This window comes from Pseudomonas sp. VA159-2 (assembly GCF_024126635.1).
Lineage (GTDB): Bacteria > Pseudomonadota > Gammaproteobacteria > Pseudomonadales > Pseudomonadaceae > Aquipseudomonas > Aquipseudomonas muyukensis.
Genome location: NZ_JAMYBV010000021.1, coordinates 26335 through 42696 on the forward strand (window position 1 = coordinate 26335; position 16362 = coordinate 42696).

Genomic DNA, 16362 nt, shown 5'->3' on the forward strand with positions numbered 1-16362 from the left:
GTCCTCGTTCAGCCAACGGCGTGATTTTCGTTGAGTCTATGGATGCCAGCGGTGCCGGTCATGCCGTCCCAGTTATCGCCGCGGCCCTCGCGCCAGCCGTTGATCCAGGCTTGGCGAACGGACGGCAGATTGAACGGGCAGAGTTCGCGAGATTTGCCGGTGACGCCATACTGGTAGCCACGTGAATATGCTCTTTCCAACGGATCACGCTTAAGTCTTCTCATAGGGTGTTGCCCTCACTTGTTGACTGTAATGTCCCGTCGGCCTCTCCGAGGCCGGGCAGAATCGTTCTGCCGGTATGCGCCCGCTGCCGGCGTGGCGGGCTGAAAGTGCCGCCCCGTTGCGGGACGACCTGAGATCAGTTCTATCGAATGCGAGTCACAGTGTGAATGATCGATTTGTCATAAGGACGTAACCTTTCAGAGGGTGAAAGGATAAGTAAATAAATGCGACTCAACCTTGTTTGCCGCTGAGCCCGCTATGATCAGGGTTTAGTCCGCGTTGACGTCATATGGCCAGTGTTGCTGGTTGATGACTGAAATATTTGGTAATGCGACGAAGGGTCACATGCGTCCCCGCCGTCGAGGAAATTTTCATACTGCTCAGCGATCAAAGCCACTTTCGCCCTCGGCGAAGGCGCGATCTGCCGAGCGGCCCGGCCCGGCGAGAGGTCTCGCCAGGCCACCCGGGCGCCTGCTGGAAGGGCGTGCGGGAAAACATCGGTCGCCGATGCGTCGGCGGCCATCTACCTAGCCCAAGGCTCTGGATTGCACATGTCGGACCGTTTCGAACTTTACCTTACCTGCCCCAAGGGCCTTGAAGGCCTGCTCGCCGAAGAGGCTCGCCAACTGGGCCTGAACGAGGTGCGTGAGCACACCTCGGCCATTCGCGGCGATGCCGACATGGAAACCGCCTACCGCCTGTGCCTCTGGTCGCGCCTGGCCAACCGCGTGCTGTTGGTGCTCAAGCGCTTCCCGATGAAGAACGCCGACGACCTGTATGACGGCGTGCACGCGGTCGACTGGGCCGATCACTTGGCCGCCGATGGCACCCTGGCCGTGGAATTCAGTGGCCATGGCTCGGGCATCGACAATACCCACTTCGGCGCGCTCAAGGTCAAGGACGCCATCGTCGACAAGCTGCGCAACCGCGAGGGCCTGCGCCCGTCGGTAGAGAAGCTCGACCCGGATGTGCGCGTGCACCTGCGCCTGGACCGTGGCGAGGCGATCCTGTCCCTGGACCTGTCCGGCCACAGCCTGCACCAGCGGGGCTACCGCCTGCAGCAGGGCGCCGCGCCGTTGAAGGAAAACCTGGCGGCGGCGGTGCTGATCCGTGCCGGCTGGCCGCGTATCGCCGCCGAGGGCGGCGCCCTGGCCGACCCGATGTGTGGCGTGGGCACGTTCCTGGTCGAGGCGGCGATGATCGCCGCCGACATGGCCCCCAACCTCAAGCGCGAGCGCTGGGGCTTCAGCGCCTGGCTCGGCCACGTGCCGGCGCTGTGGCGCAAGGTGCATGACGAGGCCCGGGCCCGTGCCGAGGCTGGCCTTGCCAAGCCGGCACTGTGGATCCGTGGCTACGAGGCCGACCCACGGCTGATCCAGCCGGGTCGCAACAACGTCGAGCGCGCAGGCCTGGGTGACTGGGTGAAGATCTACCAAGGCGAGGTGGCCAGCTTCGAGCCGCGGCCGGACCAGAACCAGAAGGGCCTGGTGATCAGCAACCCGCCGTACGGCGAGCGCCTGGGTGACGAGGCCAGCCTGCTGTACCTCTACCAGAACCTCGGCGAGCGCCTGCGCCAGGCCTGCATGGGCTGGGAGGCGGCGGTCTTCACCGGCGCGCCGGAGCTGGGCAAGCGCATGGGCATTCGCAGCCACAAGCAGTACGCCTTCTGGAACGGCGCGCTGCCGTGCAAGCTGCTGTTGTTCAAGGTTCAGCCCGACCAGTTCGTCACCGGCGAGCGCCGCCAGGGCCAGGTCGAAGTGGCCGATGGCGAACCGCGTCGCCCGCTGCCGGTGGCCAGCGAGCCGGCCCGCCTGTCCGAGGGCGCGCAGATGTTCGCCAACCGTCTGCAGAAGAACTTCAAGCAGTTGGGCAAGTGGGCTCGCCGCGAGAAGGTCGATTGCTACCGGGTCTACGATGCCGACATGCCTGAATACGCCCTGGCGGTCGACCTGTACCAGGACTGGGTGCATGTGCAGGAATACGCAGCGCCTCGCTCGGTCGACCCGGACAAGGCCCAGGCGCGCCTGCTCGATGCCCTGACGGCGATTCCCCAGGCCCTGGGTGTCGACCCGCAGCGCGTGGTGCTCAAGCGCCGCGAGCGCCAGAGCGGTACCCGCCAGTACGAGCGCCAGGCTACCGAAGGGCGCTTCATGGAGGTCGCCGAGGGCGGTGTCAAGCTGCTGGTCAACCTCACCGACTACCTGGACACTGGCCTGTTCCTCGACCACCGGCCGATGCGCCTGCGTATCCAGCGCGAGGCCGCCGGCAAGCACTTCCTCAACCTGTTCTGCTACACCGCCACGGCCAGCGTGCACGCGGCCAAGGGCGGCGCGCGCAGCACCACCAGCGTCGACCTGTCCAAGACTTACCTGGACTGGGCACGGCGCAACCTGTCGCTGAACGGCTTCTCCGAGCGCAACCGCCTGGAGCAGGGTGATGTGATGGCCTGGCTGCAGGGCGCGACGCAGAGCTACGACCTGATCTTCATCGACCCGCCGACGTTCTCCAACTCCAAGCGCATGGAAGGGGTGTTCGATGTGCAGCGCGACCATGTCGAGCTGCTCGACCTGGCCATGGCCCGCCTGGCGCCGGGCGGCGTGCTGTATTTCTCCAACAACTTCCGCAAGTTCCAGCTCGACGAGCACCTGGTCGCGCGCTATGCCGTGGAGGAAATCAGCGCCCAGACCCTGGATCCGGATTTCGCCCGCAACAGCCGTATCCACCGTGCCTGGCAGTTGCGGTTGAAGTAAGCCGACGAGGTACATGGCGCGGCTGCTGGCCAGTGGCTATAAAGCACTACAGGGCAGGACAATTCGCAGGACGCTGACGTTGGTGAGAGTCCTCTATGTCGAACCCAGGCGTACCTGCGAAGCTGCTGGGCCTGCTCGGCGACCCGCTGTCGGCCTGGGGCGTGGCCCTGGCGGCGCTGGTCGCCGGGTGCCTGCTCACGGCTGCGCTGGCCACCGCCACCCACGCCTTCCACAAGCAGCAACTGCGCCAGCGCTTCGAGCTACTGGCGGGTGAGCGCTACAGCCGGATCGCCGAGCGATTCGAGGAGCAGGAGCAGCGCCTCGATGGCTTGCGCCGGTTCTTCAGCTATTCGAGCCAGGTCACCCCCCGCGAATTCGACGGCTATGCCCGGCCGCTGTTGCACCGTACCCAGGCCTATTCGTGGGCGCCCCGGGTCGAGGCGGCGCAGCGCGAAGCCTTCGAGCAGCATGCCAGTGCCTGGCTGGGGCAGCCTTACCTGATCCGCGACCGCGACGCCCAAGGTGCGTGGCACCCCGCGCCTGCGCGTGACTATTACTACCCAGTGCTGTTCACCCAGGCCGCCAGCCGGCAGGGCCAACCCTACGGCCTGGACCTGCGCGGCCAGCCGCTGCGCGAGGCAACCCTGGCCAGGGCCTTGAGCCCCGGCAGCATGGCGGTGTCGGCACCGCTGGACATGCTCAATGTCGAGCCGGCCTACAGCCGTGGCCTACTGATGGTCGCACCGGTGTTCGCCGACACGGCGTTCGCCGATGCGCCCCCCAGCGGTTATGTCATGGCATTGCTGAGCCTGCGCCAGCTGATCGCCGAAAGCCTGCCGGCCGTGGCCGACGGCAACCTGGTGGTGCGTATCCACGACCTGCCCAGCGAAGGTGCGCGCGAAGTGCTGTTCGATTCGGGCAACGCGCCGGCGCGCATGGCCCTGGCCAGCAGCTACCTGCTGCATCTGGCCGACCATCACTATCAGCTGGACATCCGTCCCAGCCTGGATTTCCTGGCGGCCAACCGCTCTTCGGCGGTGGGCGTGGTGAGTGTGCTGGGCGGGCTGCTCAGCCTGCTCTTGGCGGCCTTGCTGTACAGCCTGTTCAGCCAGCGCCAGCGCGCCCTTGGCCTGGTCGCGCGGCGCACGGCGGAACTGCGTGTCAGCGAGCAGTCCTTGCGTGAGACCCACAACCAGTTGCGCAGCGTGCTCGATGCCGCGACCCAGGTGGCAATCATCGCCACCAGCCTGCGCGGGGTGATCGGCACGTTCAACGCCGGCGCCGAGCGCATGCTTGGCTACTCGGCCAGCGAAGCCTTGGGGCAACTGACCCTGGAAGACCTGGTACAGCCCGACGAGCTGCACCGACGCGCCCATGCCTTGAGCCAGCGCCATGGTCGCGAGGTGGGAGCGGGCCAGGCGATGTTCGCCGAAACGCTGCAGGAGGGGGCGGGCGAGCCGGCCGACTGGACCCTGGTGCGCAAGGATGGCAGCCACCTGCTGGCCAACATGCTGGTGACGGCGGTGCTCGACGAGCAGGGGCTGTGGGTGGGGTACCTGGCGATCTGCATCGACGTCACCGAACGCCGCCGGGTGCATGAAGCACTGGCCGCCCGTGACCGCCTGCTGGAGAAACTCAGCGACGAGGTGCCGGGGGGGATCTACCAGTACCGTCTGGATGTCGATGGCCATTCCTGCTTTCCCTACGCCAGCCGGGGCTTGCACGATATCTACGAGGTCGACCTGGCGCTGCTGCGCCAGGACGCCTCGGCGGTATTCGAGCGCATTCACCCTGACGACCTGGAGCGGGTGCGGCGCTCGGTGCGCTATTCCGCCGAACAGCTGACGCCTTGGCGAGAGGAGTACCGGGTGTGCCTGCCGCGCGCCGGGCTGCGTTGGGTTCGGGGCGAGGCGACGCCAGAGATCGGCGAGCAGGGCTGTACGCTCTGGCATGGCTATCTCACCGATATCTCCGACCTCAAGCGGGTGGAGGAGGAACTGCGCACGCTGTCGATCACCGATGCCCTGACCGGGGTTTTCAACCGTCGCTATTTCCAGGAGCGCCTGCGCACCGAACTGGACCGGGCGCAGCGCGATGGGCTGGACCTGGCGGTGATCATGCTCGATATCGATCATTTCAAGCGGATCAACGATCAGTTCGGGCACGCGGTGGGGGACCATGTGCTGCGCAGCCTGTGCCAGCGCATCGGGCGGCGGCTGCGGCGTACGGATGTGTTCTGCCGGTTGGGCGGCGAGGAGTTCATGGTGCTGTGCCCAGGCAGTCAGGCAGGTCAGGCGCAGGTGCTGGCGCAGGAGTTGTGGCAGGGGTTGCGCAGTGTGCCGGTGGAGGGGGTGGGGCGGGTGACGGCGAGCTTTGGCGTGGCCGGGTGGCGGCCTGGGGAGGGCGCGGATGCACTGTTGTTGCGGGCGGATGCGGGGGTGTATGCGGCCAAGCAGGCGGGGCGGGATCGGGTGGAGGGGGAGTTGCCTTGAGGGGATGCAGGTGGCCGGCGACAGTCTTGCCGCGCCATGAGATCGACCGCCGCCCGCGCGGCGCTCGATCTCATGGCGCGGCAAAACCCACGGATTAAGGCATCACCCCAACCGTGCCATTACCCACCTTCGGCTGCCGGTAAAGGTCCAGCAACACCTGGTCCAGCACCTGCGAAGCGCCCCATGGCTTGGGGTCGTTGAGAATGGCCGCCACCGCCCAGGTGTGGCCGTTGCTGTCACGGCTGAACCCGGCAATCGCCCGCACGGTGTTCAGGGTGCCGGTCTTGATATGCCCCTCGCCGGTCATGGCGGTGCGCTTGAGCCGCTTGCGCATGGTGCCGTCCATGCCCACCAGCGGCATCGAGCTGATGAACTCGGCCGCATAGGGGCTTTTCCACGCCGCCTGCAGCAATGCCGCCATCTCCCGGGTGCTGACCCGCTCGGCACGGGACAGCCCCGAGCCGTTTTCCATCACCAGGTGTGGCGAGGTGATGCCCTTCTTGGCCATCCATTGGCGGACCACGCGCTGGGCGGCGCGGGCATCGTCGCCGTCGGCATCGGTGCGGAACTGCGCGCCGAGGCTGAGGAACAGCTGCTGGGCCATGGTGTTGTTGCTGTACTTGTTGATGTCGCGGATCACTTCCACCAGGTCCGGCGAGAAGGCCCGGGCCAGCAGGCGCGCGCTCTTGGGCACGTTCTCGAAGCGGTCGCGGCCCTGGATGCTGCCGCCGAGCTCATTCCAGATGGCCCGTACCGCGCCTGCCGCATAAGTCGGGTGGTCGAGCAGTGCCAGGTAGGTCTGCGAGTTGCAGCCATCGGCCAGTTGCCCGCTGACCGTCACGCTGACGCCGTCGGGCTGCACCACCGGGTTGTAGCGCACCTCGCCGCTGCATTGCTTGCCCGACAAGGCCTTGACCTGGTTGTCGATGCGGATGCTGGCGATGGGCGGTTCGGCCGAGACCGTCACCTTGCCGCCGTCGTTGCGGGCCACGAAGCGCAGGGCCTTGAGGTTGACCAGCAGCGAGTCCGGCTTGACCAGGAACGGCTTGTTGTCGTCGCCGCCGTCGTCGTTGAACTGCGGCAGGTTGGGCTGCACGAAGTGGCTGCGGTCCAGCACCAGGTCACCGGTCACGGTGCGCACGCCGTTGGCGCGCAGGTCGCGCATCAGCAGCCAGAGCTTTTCCATGTTCAGCTTGGGGTCGCCGCCGCCCTTGAGGTAGAGGTTGCCGTTGAGCACGCCATTGTTCAGGGTGCCATCGGTGTAGAACTCGGTCTTCCACTGAAAGGTCGGCCCCAGCAGCTCGAGGGCGGCATAGGTGGTGACCAGCTTCATGGTCGAGGCCGGGTTCACCGACACATCGGCGTTGAACACGGTCGCGGCCCCTGGGCCGTCGAGCGGCAGCATCACCAGGGACAGGGCCGAGTCCTGCAGTTTGTTGGTCTTGAGTGCCTGCTGCACTTTAGGTGGCAGGCTGGTGTTGACGGCGGCGGCCTGGACCGACACGGACAAGGGCAGGAACAGGCCGGCGAACAGGAGTGGGCGGAGCGTCTTGATCATAAGTGCACGAACCCTGCGGGCGAGGGGAAAGACAACGGGGCTGTAAGAAATGATGGCCCCAGGACGAAATATAGTGCGCATTATGCCCCAAGCGTGGCGCGCATGGGCTGCGTTTGACGGAAAAGCGCCGTTACCCTGCGGAAACTGGTAAAGTGCCGCGCGTAATTAATTGAGAGGATTGTTTCATGGCTACCAACCGTTCCCGTCGCCTGCGCAAGAAACTGTGCGTTGACGAATTCCAGGAGCTGGGTTTCGAACTGAACCTGGGCTTCAAGGAAGACCTGTCCGATGAAGCCATCGATGCCTTCCTCGACGCCTTCCTGGCTGAAGCCATGGATGCCAACGGCCTGGACTATGTCGGCGGCGACGACTTCGGCCTGGTCTGCAAGGCTACCCGTGGCTCGGTCAGCGAAGAGCAGCGCGCTGCTGTCGAGGCCTGGCTCAAAGGCCGTAGCGAGCTGACCGAGATCGAAGTCAGCCCGCTGCTGGACGCCTGGTATCCGGAAAAACCGGTCAACCCGGCTTCCTGATCGGCGCAGGCGGCGCGCGCCTCAGTGCGCCGCCTCAGCCGCCAGGCCCAAGTGCCTGGCCAGGGCCTTCTCCGCGCGCCGCATGTGCCGCGCCAACGCCTGTCGGCGTATCTTCTGCTCGTCCACGGGCAATGCTGCCTCCTCCAGTGCCTCGCACGCCTGCATCAATGCCCTTGCCTCCAGCATCCGCGCCGCGCTGAGGATCTTGTGTGCCTGCGCCGATAGCGCCGTGGGTTCCTGCTTCGGGTCGATGGCCATGAGCATGCCCAGGTCCTGGCACAGGCTCTGGTGCAGGGCATTGAGCAGCCGCTCGCGGTCGGCAGCGTTGTCGCCCACGATCACGGACAGGCCTGCGAGGGTAAAGGGTGGCGCCGATGCCGGGCAATGGCCGCATTGGCGTGGCAGGCGGGTAGCCTGGGCAAGATGTTGGCCGAGGACCTGCAGACCGATGGGTTTGAGCAGGCAGTCGTCCATGCCGGCATCGAGGCACTGCTGGCGAACCTCGGGCTGTGCATTGGCGGTATAACCGAGCAGGCAACAGGGCGCACGGCCTTGTTGGCGCTCTTCGGCGCGCACGGCCCTGGCCAGTTCGTAGCCATTCATCAGCGGCATGTTGCAGTCGATGATCACGACGTCGAAACAGCCCTCGCGCCATTTGCGCAGCCCGTCGCGGCCATCGCTGGCGGACTCCTGGCCCAGGCCCAGGTAGCTCAACTGCTGGGCCATCAGCAACAGGTTGGCTGGGTGGTCGTCGACGACCAGGATGCGCAGGTGCGGATCGGGGCGGGCGATAGCGCTATCGTGCAATGGCACGCTTGCGGCTGGGTCGATGCAGTGCAGCGGCATCACCAGGCGAACCCGGGTGCCTACGCCTTGCAGGCTCTGCAGATCGAGCTCGCCGCCCATCATCGTGCACAGGTTGCGGCTGATGACCAGGCCCAGCCCCGTGCCGGCCCGCGCCCCATCGCTGTAGGGGTTGGCCTGCACGAAGGGCGAGAACAGGCGTTGCAGGTCCTGCGCATGGATGCCGATGCCGCTGTCACGTACTTCCAGGTCGAGCATGGGGGTATCGGACCCGGTGTCCAGGCGCAGGTCGACGGTAATGCGTACCTGGCCTTGTTCGGTGAACTTGATGGCATTGCTGACCAGGTTCGACAACACCTGCTTGAACCGAACCGGGTCGAGCATTGCATGGCAGCGCGCGCGTTCATTGATCACCACGTCCAGCGCCAGGCCCTTGTGCCGGGCCAGGCCTTCGAATACCCGCCCGACCGACTCGACCAGGGCCGCCAGGTCCACCGGCTCGGGCGCCAGCGACAGGTGTCCGGACTCGATCCGGGCGATATCCAGGATGTCGCCGATCAGCCCTAGCAGGTCATTGGCCGAATGATGGGCGACCTCCAGCGCCGGGCGGTCGAGCTGGCCCTGGTCGGCGCGCCTGAGGGCCAGTTCGAGCATGCCGATCAGGGCGTTCATCGGCGTGCGTATTTCATGGCTGATGGTGGCCAGGAAGGTGCTCTTGGCGCGGTTGGCGTCATCGGCTTGCTGCTTGGCCAGGCGCAGGTCCTGAACCAGCGCGCGGCGTTCGCTGATGTCGATCCAGCCGCCGATGATACCTTGCATCTCGCCCAGCGAGTCGCGGTAGGGCAGGATCCAGTGATAGATCGTCAGTTGCTTGCCATTCAGGCGCAAGGGGCGATCGAGGATCAACGGGCCACCCTGGGCCATGACCTGACGATAGTCGTCCTGAACCTGCCGGGCATACTCGTCATCGCTGAACGGGCTGTCTTCGAGGCGTTTGCCGATGACCTGGTCGAGGTCCGCGCCAAGCGCCTGCAAGTAGCTATCGTTGCAGCTTTTCAGGCGTCCTTCGCGGTCGCGCACGTACATGGGGTGGGGGGTGCCGTTGAGCAGTGCGCCCATGAACTCCAGTTGGTCGTTGAGGGCCCGTTCGGCGCGTTGGCGTTGCTTGATCTGACGGCGTAGGCGGGCGTTCCAGATCAAGGCGATCACCAGCAGGACGCCAATCACCCCCACCACTTGCAAGATGACGCGGCGGAAACTGCGCCAGTAAGCATCGTCGCGCACGCTGTGGTCGCGCCAACGGCTGTTGATGACGCCCAGTTCTTCGGGGGAGATGCTCAGCAGCGCCTTGTCGAGTATCGACGCCAGCTCACGGGCTTGGGAGGTGGTCGCCATCGAGAAGGTGGCAGGCTCGGTGCCCACGGTGCTGCGTATGACCAGGCCGGTGCTGCTGGCGAGCATGTGGTTGGCGTCGATCAAAGTGGCGATCGCGGCGTCCACCGCACCGCTGTTGAGCAGGGCCAAGGAGTAGTAGGTGCTTTCGGTGGCCACTTGATGAACCTGCGGGTGGCGGGCGCTGAGTAACGTGGTCACGGCGCTGTCGCGGGGCACGGCGACACGCTTGCCTTTGAGTTGCTTTAGGCTGGCCGGTTGATTGCTACCTGAGTGGCTGACCAGCACATAGGCGCTTTCCAGGTAGGGCCTGCTGACCTGTAGCGGATCTGCCTGGCGGTTATCGGTGGACAGGCTGGCGATGATGTCGGCGCGCCCGGCGTCCAGCTGTTCGAGCATGTCGCTGTCACCGCTGGCGCGGCGGATCTCGAAGCGCAGGCCGGTCCGCAGGCGAATCAGTTCGAGCAGGTCGGCGACGATGCCGCGCAGGCGGTCATTGCTGTCGAAGAACGTCAGCGGCGCGGCAGTCTCGTTGACGACCACGCGCATGATCGGATGGTTGCGTAGCCAGTTTTCTTCCCGTGGCGACAATTGCAGCTTGCGGTCGGTCAACAGGCTGCCGCTGCTGGCGCTCCAGCGCTTGAAGATATCGTTGCGGGTGGGCAGGGTTTGGGCATCGAGTGCGGCATCGACCAGTGTGCGCAGCATGAGGTCGTCCTCACGCAAGGCAAAGCTGAAGCCCACGACCTCATGCTTGCCGAAATTGGCCATGCGCAGGTGGGGCAGGTGGCCCTGGCTGATCAGGTAGTGCGTGGACACGGTGTCGCCGATGAACACATCGGCCTGCTCGAAAGCCACCGCATTCAAGGCCTGTGTCGACGACTCGAACGTCAGCAGTTCGGCCTTGGGGTAGTTGGCGTGTATCTCTTCGGGTGGCAAGTAATGATAGAGCATGCTCAAACGCATGCCTTCCAGGCCGGTATCCAGCGCTCGGGTCTCGTCTTCGCGGGTTACCAGCACGGGTTGGTCGATGGCATAGGGGCGGGACAGCGCCAGCCCTTCGGTGGTCGCCTCATAGCCGTTGGCGCTGCCGAGCAGGTCGATCTGCCCGCTCTTCAGGGCGGCCACCGCCGCTGGCCGGCTGGGGAAGCGCTGCACCCGTACCGCCAGCCCTAGGGCGTTGCCGATCAGGCCGGCGTAGTCGGCGGTCAGGCCCTGGTACTCGCGGCCACCGGTGGCGATGTCGAAAGGCGGGTAATCGGGGGCCGAGGTGCCCAGGACCAGTTCACGGCGAGTCGATAGCCACTGGTACTGTTCAGGGGTCAGGCTCGGGCGGATTACCGCCGGCGATGACCGGCTGAGCAAGGTGTAGGTGCGCCCGTGGTCCACGGTGACGCAGGCACCTTGCAAGGGCGTGCCCAGGCTCAGGCACAGCATTGATGTTGCCAGATACCTCCACATACCGACCTCAGACCAGTGCGTTGCGCTTGGCGACTTCGATCAATTCCACCAAGGTGTTGGCCCGCAACTTGTGCATCAGGCGCTTCTTGTAGGTGCTGACGGTTTTGCTGCTCAGGAACATGCCGGTGGCAATTTCCTTGTTGCTGCGCCCTTGGGCAAAAAGTTGCAGTACCATCAACTCGCGGTCGTTGACCTGACGGAACAGTTCGAGCTCTTGGCTGCTGCTTGCCGACACGGGGGTGAGTGCCTGGCTGGGGAAATAGTTGTAACCGGATAAAACCGCCTTGATGGCGCTGAGCAGTTCGCTGAGGTCCTCCTGTTTGCATACATAACCGGCGGCGCCGGAATGCATGCAGCGAATGGCGAACAGCGCGGGTGACTGCGCCGTCAGCACCAGGATCTTCAAGGGGGTGGCCATGGCCTGGAAGCGCGACAGCACTTCCAGGCCATCGAGCTTGGGGATGCTGATATCGAGGATAACCAGGTCGGGCAAGGTTTCGCGGATCATCTGCATGGCATCCACGCCATTGTCCGACTCGCCTGCGACTGTATACCCCTGGGTTTCCAGCAGCATCCGTATCGCCAGGCGAATAACGGGATGATCATCGACAATAAAGACTGTTTGCATATTCAACATTCCATGCTGCACGGTGAAGTCAGCAGGCACATTAGCGCAGTTGAATGAGCATCGGCAGGCGAGTGGCTGCCAAAACAGGGATATAGGAATTGACTTACAAGATAACAGAGAGATTGCTACGCACTATGTGGAAGTTGGTGGGGGAATATCGGAATCTTGTAGTTATTTGCCGTGCGTTAGGTGGTCGAGTTTATGTAAAGCCTTTTGCTGTAGGAAGTTTCCTCGTTATCGAGGATGTTACCACTGTCGTGAGGTGTCGGCCTTGCCGGCGAGTACCCGTGCTGAGGGTGTCTGGTTTGCCGGCAAGGCTGGCTCCTGCGGGTTGTGCGCTTGGCTGGGCATCCCTTACTTCGGGCTGGAGCGCCCCGTCATCTCCAGGGCCATTTCACTGGCGAAGCTATCGGTCATGCCTGCGATGAAGTCGATCATCCGCAGGAATGCCCCGTGCAACGAACCGTGGGGGTCGGGTGCATTGTTGCCGATCAGGTCGAGCACCCGTCGACTCTTGAATGACGGCGTGCGCCCGCCATGTTGTTCCAAGGCCGCGCCACAGAAGGTGTTGAGGAGAATTTCCAGGGTGGTGTAGGCGCCGATCTCATGCAGGGTCTTGCGCTTGTCCTGGAAGATCTTCTTGCGCGCCATGTCCTTGGCCTGGAGGACGCAGCGCTGGGCCGGACCGTGCATGTGCTCGACCAGGTCGCCGGGCAGGCGCCCGGCCAGCAGTGCTGTCTGCTGCTCGACGAAGGCCTGGGCGGCGGCATTGGTCAGGTGTTCGATGGCCTTGCCACGCAGGATCGCCAGCTTGCGCCGGCGCGAATCGCCCGGCCCGAGCAGCCGGTAGCTGTCCGGCAGGTCATCGCCCACCAGGTCCAGCAGCAGCGCCTCGACTTCGGCGTACTGCAGCAGGTCCATCTCCAGCCCATCCTCGAGGTCGATCAGGGCGTAGCAGATGTCGTCGGCGGCCTCCATCAGGTACACCAGCGGGTGGCGAGCCCAACGCTGGTGCTCGAGTTGCGGCAGGCCGAGCTTGCCGGCGATCTGCTCAAGCAGGCCCAGTTCGCTCTGGTAACAGCCGAACTTGTGTTTCTTGTAGCCCAGGGCATCGGCATGGCGTGCGGCCCAGGGATACTTGAGGTAGGCGCCGAGGGTGGCGTAGGTCAGGCGCATGCCACCGTCGAACTGGTGGTATTCCAGTTGGGTGAGTACGCGAAAGCCCTGGGCATTGCCCTCGAAGTTGAGGAAGTCGGCGCGCTGATCGTCGCTCATGTCGTCCAGCCAGCCGCGTCCGGCGGCCTGCTGGAACCAGTGGCGGATGGCGTCTTCGCCAGAGTGGCCGAACGGTGGATTGCCGATGTCATGGGCCAGGCAGGCCGACTGCACGATCATGCCCAGGTCGCTGGGCTCGCACCAGTCCGGCAGGCTGGCGCGCAGGGTCTCGCCGACGCGCATGCCGAGCGAGCGGCCGACGCAACTGACCTCCAGGGAATGGGTGAGGCGGGTGTGGATATGGTCGTTGCTGGAGACCGGGTGCACCTGGGTCTTGCGCCCCAGGCGGCGGAAGGCGCCCGAGAAGATCACCCGGTCATGGTCCTTGTGGAAGGGGCTGCGGCCAAGCTCCTCGGGGCTGTAGAGGGCTTTGCCGAGGCGTTCGCGGGTCAGCAGGGTGTGCCAGTCCAAGGCGTGTTCTCCCGTCGTTGAATCGGCATAGCTTCGGGCGTGCGAGGCGCGCGCGCAAGGGCGGCGCGCATCGTGTTTCAGCGGCGACGGCCGTTGAGGAACAGGCGAACCAAGGGCACCAGGCTGGTACCCACGCGGATCAGCCGCGCCAGGTTGCCGCTACGCACGCCCTTGCCGGTGAGAAAGCCCAGTGCGACCACGGCGCCGATGCCCCACAGCGAGCCGTGCTTGACCCCGAGGCCGTCGCCGAACGAGCCGCCCATGCCGCGCAGGCGCCGCACCGGTTCGAGCAGTTGGCCGGATTCGTGGCGAATCTGCTGGCGGTGCATCTCCATGCGCAGGCGCAGCAGGGCCTTGCGCAGCTCCCGTGGGTTACGGGTATTGGGAAGTTCAGGCAGGCTCATGGCAGCAGGCGCTCCCGATCCTTGGCCAGCTCTTCGAGCGTGGCGTTGAATGGCGAGGATTCGTCGAACACCGCAGCCTTCAGGCGCAGCCCGCAGTACAGCGCGGCAACGCCGTAGAACACGCACAGGCCGATGATCCCGGCCAGGCGGTAGCTGTCCCACAGCAGCACCAGCACCAGGCCGGACAGGGCGGTCAGCAGCAGCAGGGCGAACACCAGCGCCAATCCGGCGAACAGCAGCAGGCTGAGGGTGCGCGCCTTCTGCTCCTGCAACTCGATGCCGAACAGCTCGATATGGCTGTGCAGCAACCCGAGGATGGCCGCGCCCAGGCGCCTGCCGGAGGCGCCGGCGCCGATGGCGTCGTTATCCATGAAGACTCCTCAGCGCTTGGCCAGCAGGCCGATCAGCAGGCCGACACCGGCGGCGATGCCGATCGCCTGCCAGGGGTTTTCCTGCACGTACTGCTCGGCGCTGCCCAGGGCCGCCTGGCCGCGCTGGCGCGCCGAATCCTGGGTCAGTTGCAGGGTTTCGCGGGCCTGCATCAGGCGGTCGTGGATCTGCTCGCGCAGCTCGTCGGCCTGGTCGCCGGCCAGGTTGGCGGTGTCGGCGAGCAGCTTCTCGGTATCGCGGACCAGGGCCTGGAAGTCAGCCATCAAAATGTCTTGTGCAGTCTTTGCCGATTTACTGGCCATGGATGGGCCTCTCCCTGTGGATGTGTGTGGCTATTTCGAGTGGGCGCAGGCGCCGAAGGTTCAGCGTGATGTGCTGGTACAGCGCTTGCTAAGACCTTTGCCGGAAAAGCGCGGCGTGCGCGCCGAAAGCGTGCGTGCTCGAGCGGATACCGATAAACCTTAACCCAATCCACGACAAACCCAAGAAAAAACCACGCAGGCGCCGCCCGGATCATCGCAACAGGGCAGGGGCCTGGCACCGATTCGGTGCAGGGATGCCGGCTCTTGAACTGTCCTGGTGCCTTTTTGCAGGTCTGCCTTCCATGCAAAGCTCGCTCAGCGCGATGGACACTTTGGTCCATGGCTCCAACACCCGGTTCATCCTCATGGGCGCGATCCTGGTCCTGGCCATGCACGCCGGCTTCGCCTTTCTCGAAGTCGGCACCGTGCGCCACAAGAACCAGGTCAATGCGTTGTCCAAGATCCTCAGCGACTTCGCCGTCTCGGCGCTGGTGTACTTCTTCATCGGCTATTGGATCGCCTACGGCGTGAGCTTTCTACAGCCGGCCGCGGTGTTGGCCGAGGACCATGGCTATGCCCTGGTCAAGTGTTTCTTCCTGCTGACCTTTGCCGCGGCGATCCCGGCGATCATTTCCGGCGGTATCGCCGAGCGGGCGCGTTTCGTGCCGCAGTTGTGCGCGACGGCGCTGATCGTGGCGTTCGTCTACCCGTTTTTCGAGGGCGTGGTGTGGAATGGCAACCTCGGCTTGCAAGCCTGGTTGCAGGCACGCTTCGGCGCGCCGTTCCATGACTTTGCAGGCTCCGTGGTGGTGCACGCCATGGACGGCTGGCTGGCGCTGGCGGCGGTGCTGCTGCTGGGCGCGCGGCGCGGCCGTTACCGCGACGGCCGGCTGGTGGCGCTGGCCGGCGGCTTTGCCGTGTACGGCCTGGTCAAGGTGCTGCATGGCTTGCGCCTGAGTCACGAGCAGGAGTTCCAGGGCGCGGACCTGGCGTTGCACCGCATTGGCGCCACCAGCCAGGATTGAGGCAGGTCAGGTGCGCGATGGCGGAGGCGGGCCTAGAATGAGCATCCATTCCTGCGATTGGCGGATGTTTGCATGCTCCCCGAAACCCAACTGTTCGGCACCCTCGGGTGCCACCTGTGCGAAGTGGCCGAGGCCGTGCTGATGCCGTTCGTCGAGCATGGCCTGCTGGTCGAACTGGTCGATATCGCCGACAGCGAGGCCTGGTTCGAGCGCTACAGCCTGAGCATCCCGGTATTGCGCCGTTGCGACACTGGCGCCGAGCTGGGCTGGCCGTTCGATGCCGAGCAGGTGGTGGCCTTCCTGCGCTGAAGCGCGCATTGACGGCAGGGCGGCTGGCTCCGTATGCTGTATATAAATACAGTATCGAGGTAACGCCATGCTCAATGTCGAGCAACTCAAGTACAGCATCAACCACATGTCCCCCGAGCGTGTGTGCGACGCCGTGCTGGAACTGCGCCTCGACGGCATCGTCACCGACGAGCGCACGCCATTCGGCAAGGTCCACTTCAACACCTGCTTCGCGGAAATCGAGGCGTTGTTCCAGCGCGCCGGGTTCCACCGTCCGCTGGATGTAGTGGGCTACCAGGGCCTGAGCTATGCCCTCTATGATCCCGGCCGCTGGGACGCGGTGCAGGTGCTGCGCTGGCTCAAGGCGCGCTGCGAGCCGGCCTGCGAGGCTGGTTGAGGCGCGCGGGGTAGGGGATAATGCCCGCCCCTG

14 protein-coding genes are annotated in these 16362 nt (G+C 65.1%); 6 read left to right on the forward strand and 8 right to left on the reverse strand.

Annotation, left to right across the window (positions count from 1 at the left end; all coding sequences use genetic code 11):
* Positions 1–8: 8 nt before the first annotated feature.
* Positions 9–224: a ribosome modulation factor gene (locus tag NJG22_RS18735; RefSeq protein ID WP_003248687.1), complete on the reverse strand. Its 216-nt coding sequence runs from the start codon at positions 222–224 to the stop codon at positions 9–11.
* A gap of 549 nt (positions 225–773) precedes the next feature.
* Here NJG22_RS18735 and rlmKL point away from each other — a divergent pair.
* Together rlmKL and NJG22_RS18745 are read left to right on the forward strand one after the other, a co-directional pair.
* Positions 774–2972, forward strand: a complete 2199-nt coding sequence (rlmKL, locus tag NJG22_RS18740; protein ID WP_253096556.1) for a bifunctional 23S rRNA (guanine(2069)-N(7))-methyltransferase RlmK/23S rRNA (guanine(2445)-N(2))-methyltransferase RlmL — start codon at positions 774–776, stop codon at positions 2970–2972.
* Between the two features lie 95 nt (positions 2973–3067).
* On the forward strand, positions 3068–5464 hold the full coding sequence (locus tag NJG22_RS18745) for a diguanylate cyclase (RefSeq protein ID WP_253096558.1): 2397 nt from the start codon (positions 3068–3070) through the stop codon (positions 5462–5464).
* A 94-nt stretch (positions 5465–5558) separates the two neighbouring features.
* On the opposite strand, the gene dacB is transcribed toward NJG22_RS18745, so the two are convergent.
* On the reverse strand, positions 5559–7022 hold the full coding sequence (gene dacB / locus NJG22_RS18750; protein WP_253096560.1) for a D-alanyl-D-alanine carboxypeptidase/D-alanyl-D-alanine-endopeptidase: 1464 nt from the start codon (positions 7020–7022) through the stop codon (positions 5559–5561).
* Positions 7023–7207: 185 nt separating this feature from the next.
* Here dacB and NJG22_RS18755 point away from each other — a divergent pair, with 185 nt between their 5' ends.
* Positions 7208–7552, forward strand: coding sequence for a YggL family protein (locus tag NJG22_RS18755; RefSeq protein WP_253096562.1), 345 nt, complete (start codon positions 7208–7210; stop codon positions 7550–7552).
* Positions 7553–7573: 21 nt separating this feature from the next.
* On the opposite strand, the gene NJG22_RS18760 is transcribed toward NJG22_RS18755, so the two are convergent.
* From NJG22_RS18760 to NJG22_RS18785, 6 genes are all read right to left on the reverse strand, one after another.
* Positions 7574–11209 carry a transporter substrate-binding domain-containing protein gene (locus NJG22_RS18760; RefSeq protein ID WP_253096564.1) on the reverse strand — a complete coding sequence of 1212 codons (3636 nt, stop codon included), beginning with the start codon at positions 11207–11209 and terminating at the stop codon, positions 7574–7576.
* 7 nt (positions 11210–11216) lie between these two features.
* Positions 11217–11837: a response regulator transcription factor gene (locus NJG22_RS18765; RefSeq protein ID WP_253096565.1), complete on the reverse strand. Its 621-nt coding sequence runs from the start codon at positions 11835–11837 to the stop codon at positions 11217–11219.
* Between the two features lie 354 nt (positions 11838–12191).
* The gene (locus tag NJG22_RS18770; RefSeq protein ID WP_253096567.1) at positions 12192–13523 is read right to left on the reverse strand and encodes a deoxyguanosinetriphosphate triphosphohydrolase; all 1332 of its coding nucleotides are present in this window, start codon (positions 13521–13523) and stop codon (positions 12192–12194) included.
* 77 nt (positions 13524–13600) lie between these two features.
* A complete protein-coding gene (locus NJG22_RS18775) occupies positions 13601–13927 on the reverse strand; it encodes a hypothetical protein (protein WP_253096569.1) in 327 nt (108 codons plus the stop codon).
* The gene (locus NJG22_RS18780; RefSeq protein WP_217853655.1) at positions 13924–14298 is read right to left on the reverse strand and encodes a phage holin family protein; all 375 of its coding nucleotides are present in this window, start codon (positions 14296–14298) and stop codon (positions 13924–13926) included. The genes NJG22_RS18775 and NJG22_RS18780 overlap by 4 nt, the downstream gene beginning before the upstream one ends.
* 9 nt (positions 14299–14307) lie before the next feature.
* Positions 14308–14619 carry a YqjD family protein gene (locus NJG22_RS18785; RefSeq protein ID WP_253096572.1) on the reverse strand — a complete coding sequence of 104 codons (312 nt, stop codon included), beginning with the start codon at positions 14617–14619 and terminating at the stop codon, positions 14308–14310.
* A gap of 302 nt (positions 14620–14921) precedes the next feature.
* Between NJG22_RS18785 and NJG22_RS18790 the strand changes: the two genes are divergently transcribed.
* From NJG22_RS18790 to NJG22_RS18800, 3 genes are all read left to right on the forward strand, one after another.
* Positions 14922–15644 carry a hypothetical protein gene (locus NJG22_RS18790; protein WP_253096574.1) on the forward strand — a complete coding sequence of 241 codons (723 nt, stop codon included), beginning with the start codon at positions 14922–14924 and terminating at the stop codon, positions 15642–15644.
* Positions 15645–15716: 72 nt separating this feature from the next.
* Entirely contained in the window at positions 15717–15953 is a 237-nt protein-coding gene (locus NJG22_RS18795; RefSeq protein WP_253096576.1) for a glutaredoxin family protein, read from the forward strand.
* A 67-nt stretch (positions 15954–16020) separates the two neighbouring features.
* Positions 16021–16329 (forward strand): transcriptional regulator, encoded by a 309-nt coding sequence (locus NJG22_RS18800; RefSeq protein WP_186661874.1) that lies wholly within the window; start codon positions 16021–16023, stop codon positions 16327–16329.
* The last annotated feature ends 33 nt before the right edge of the window (positions 16330–16362 follow it).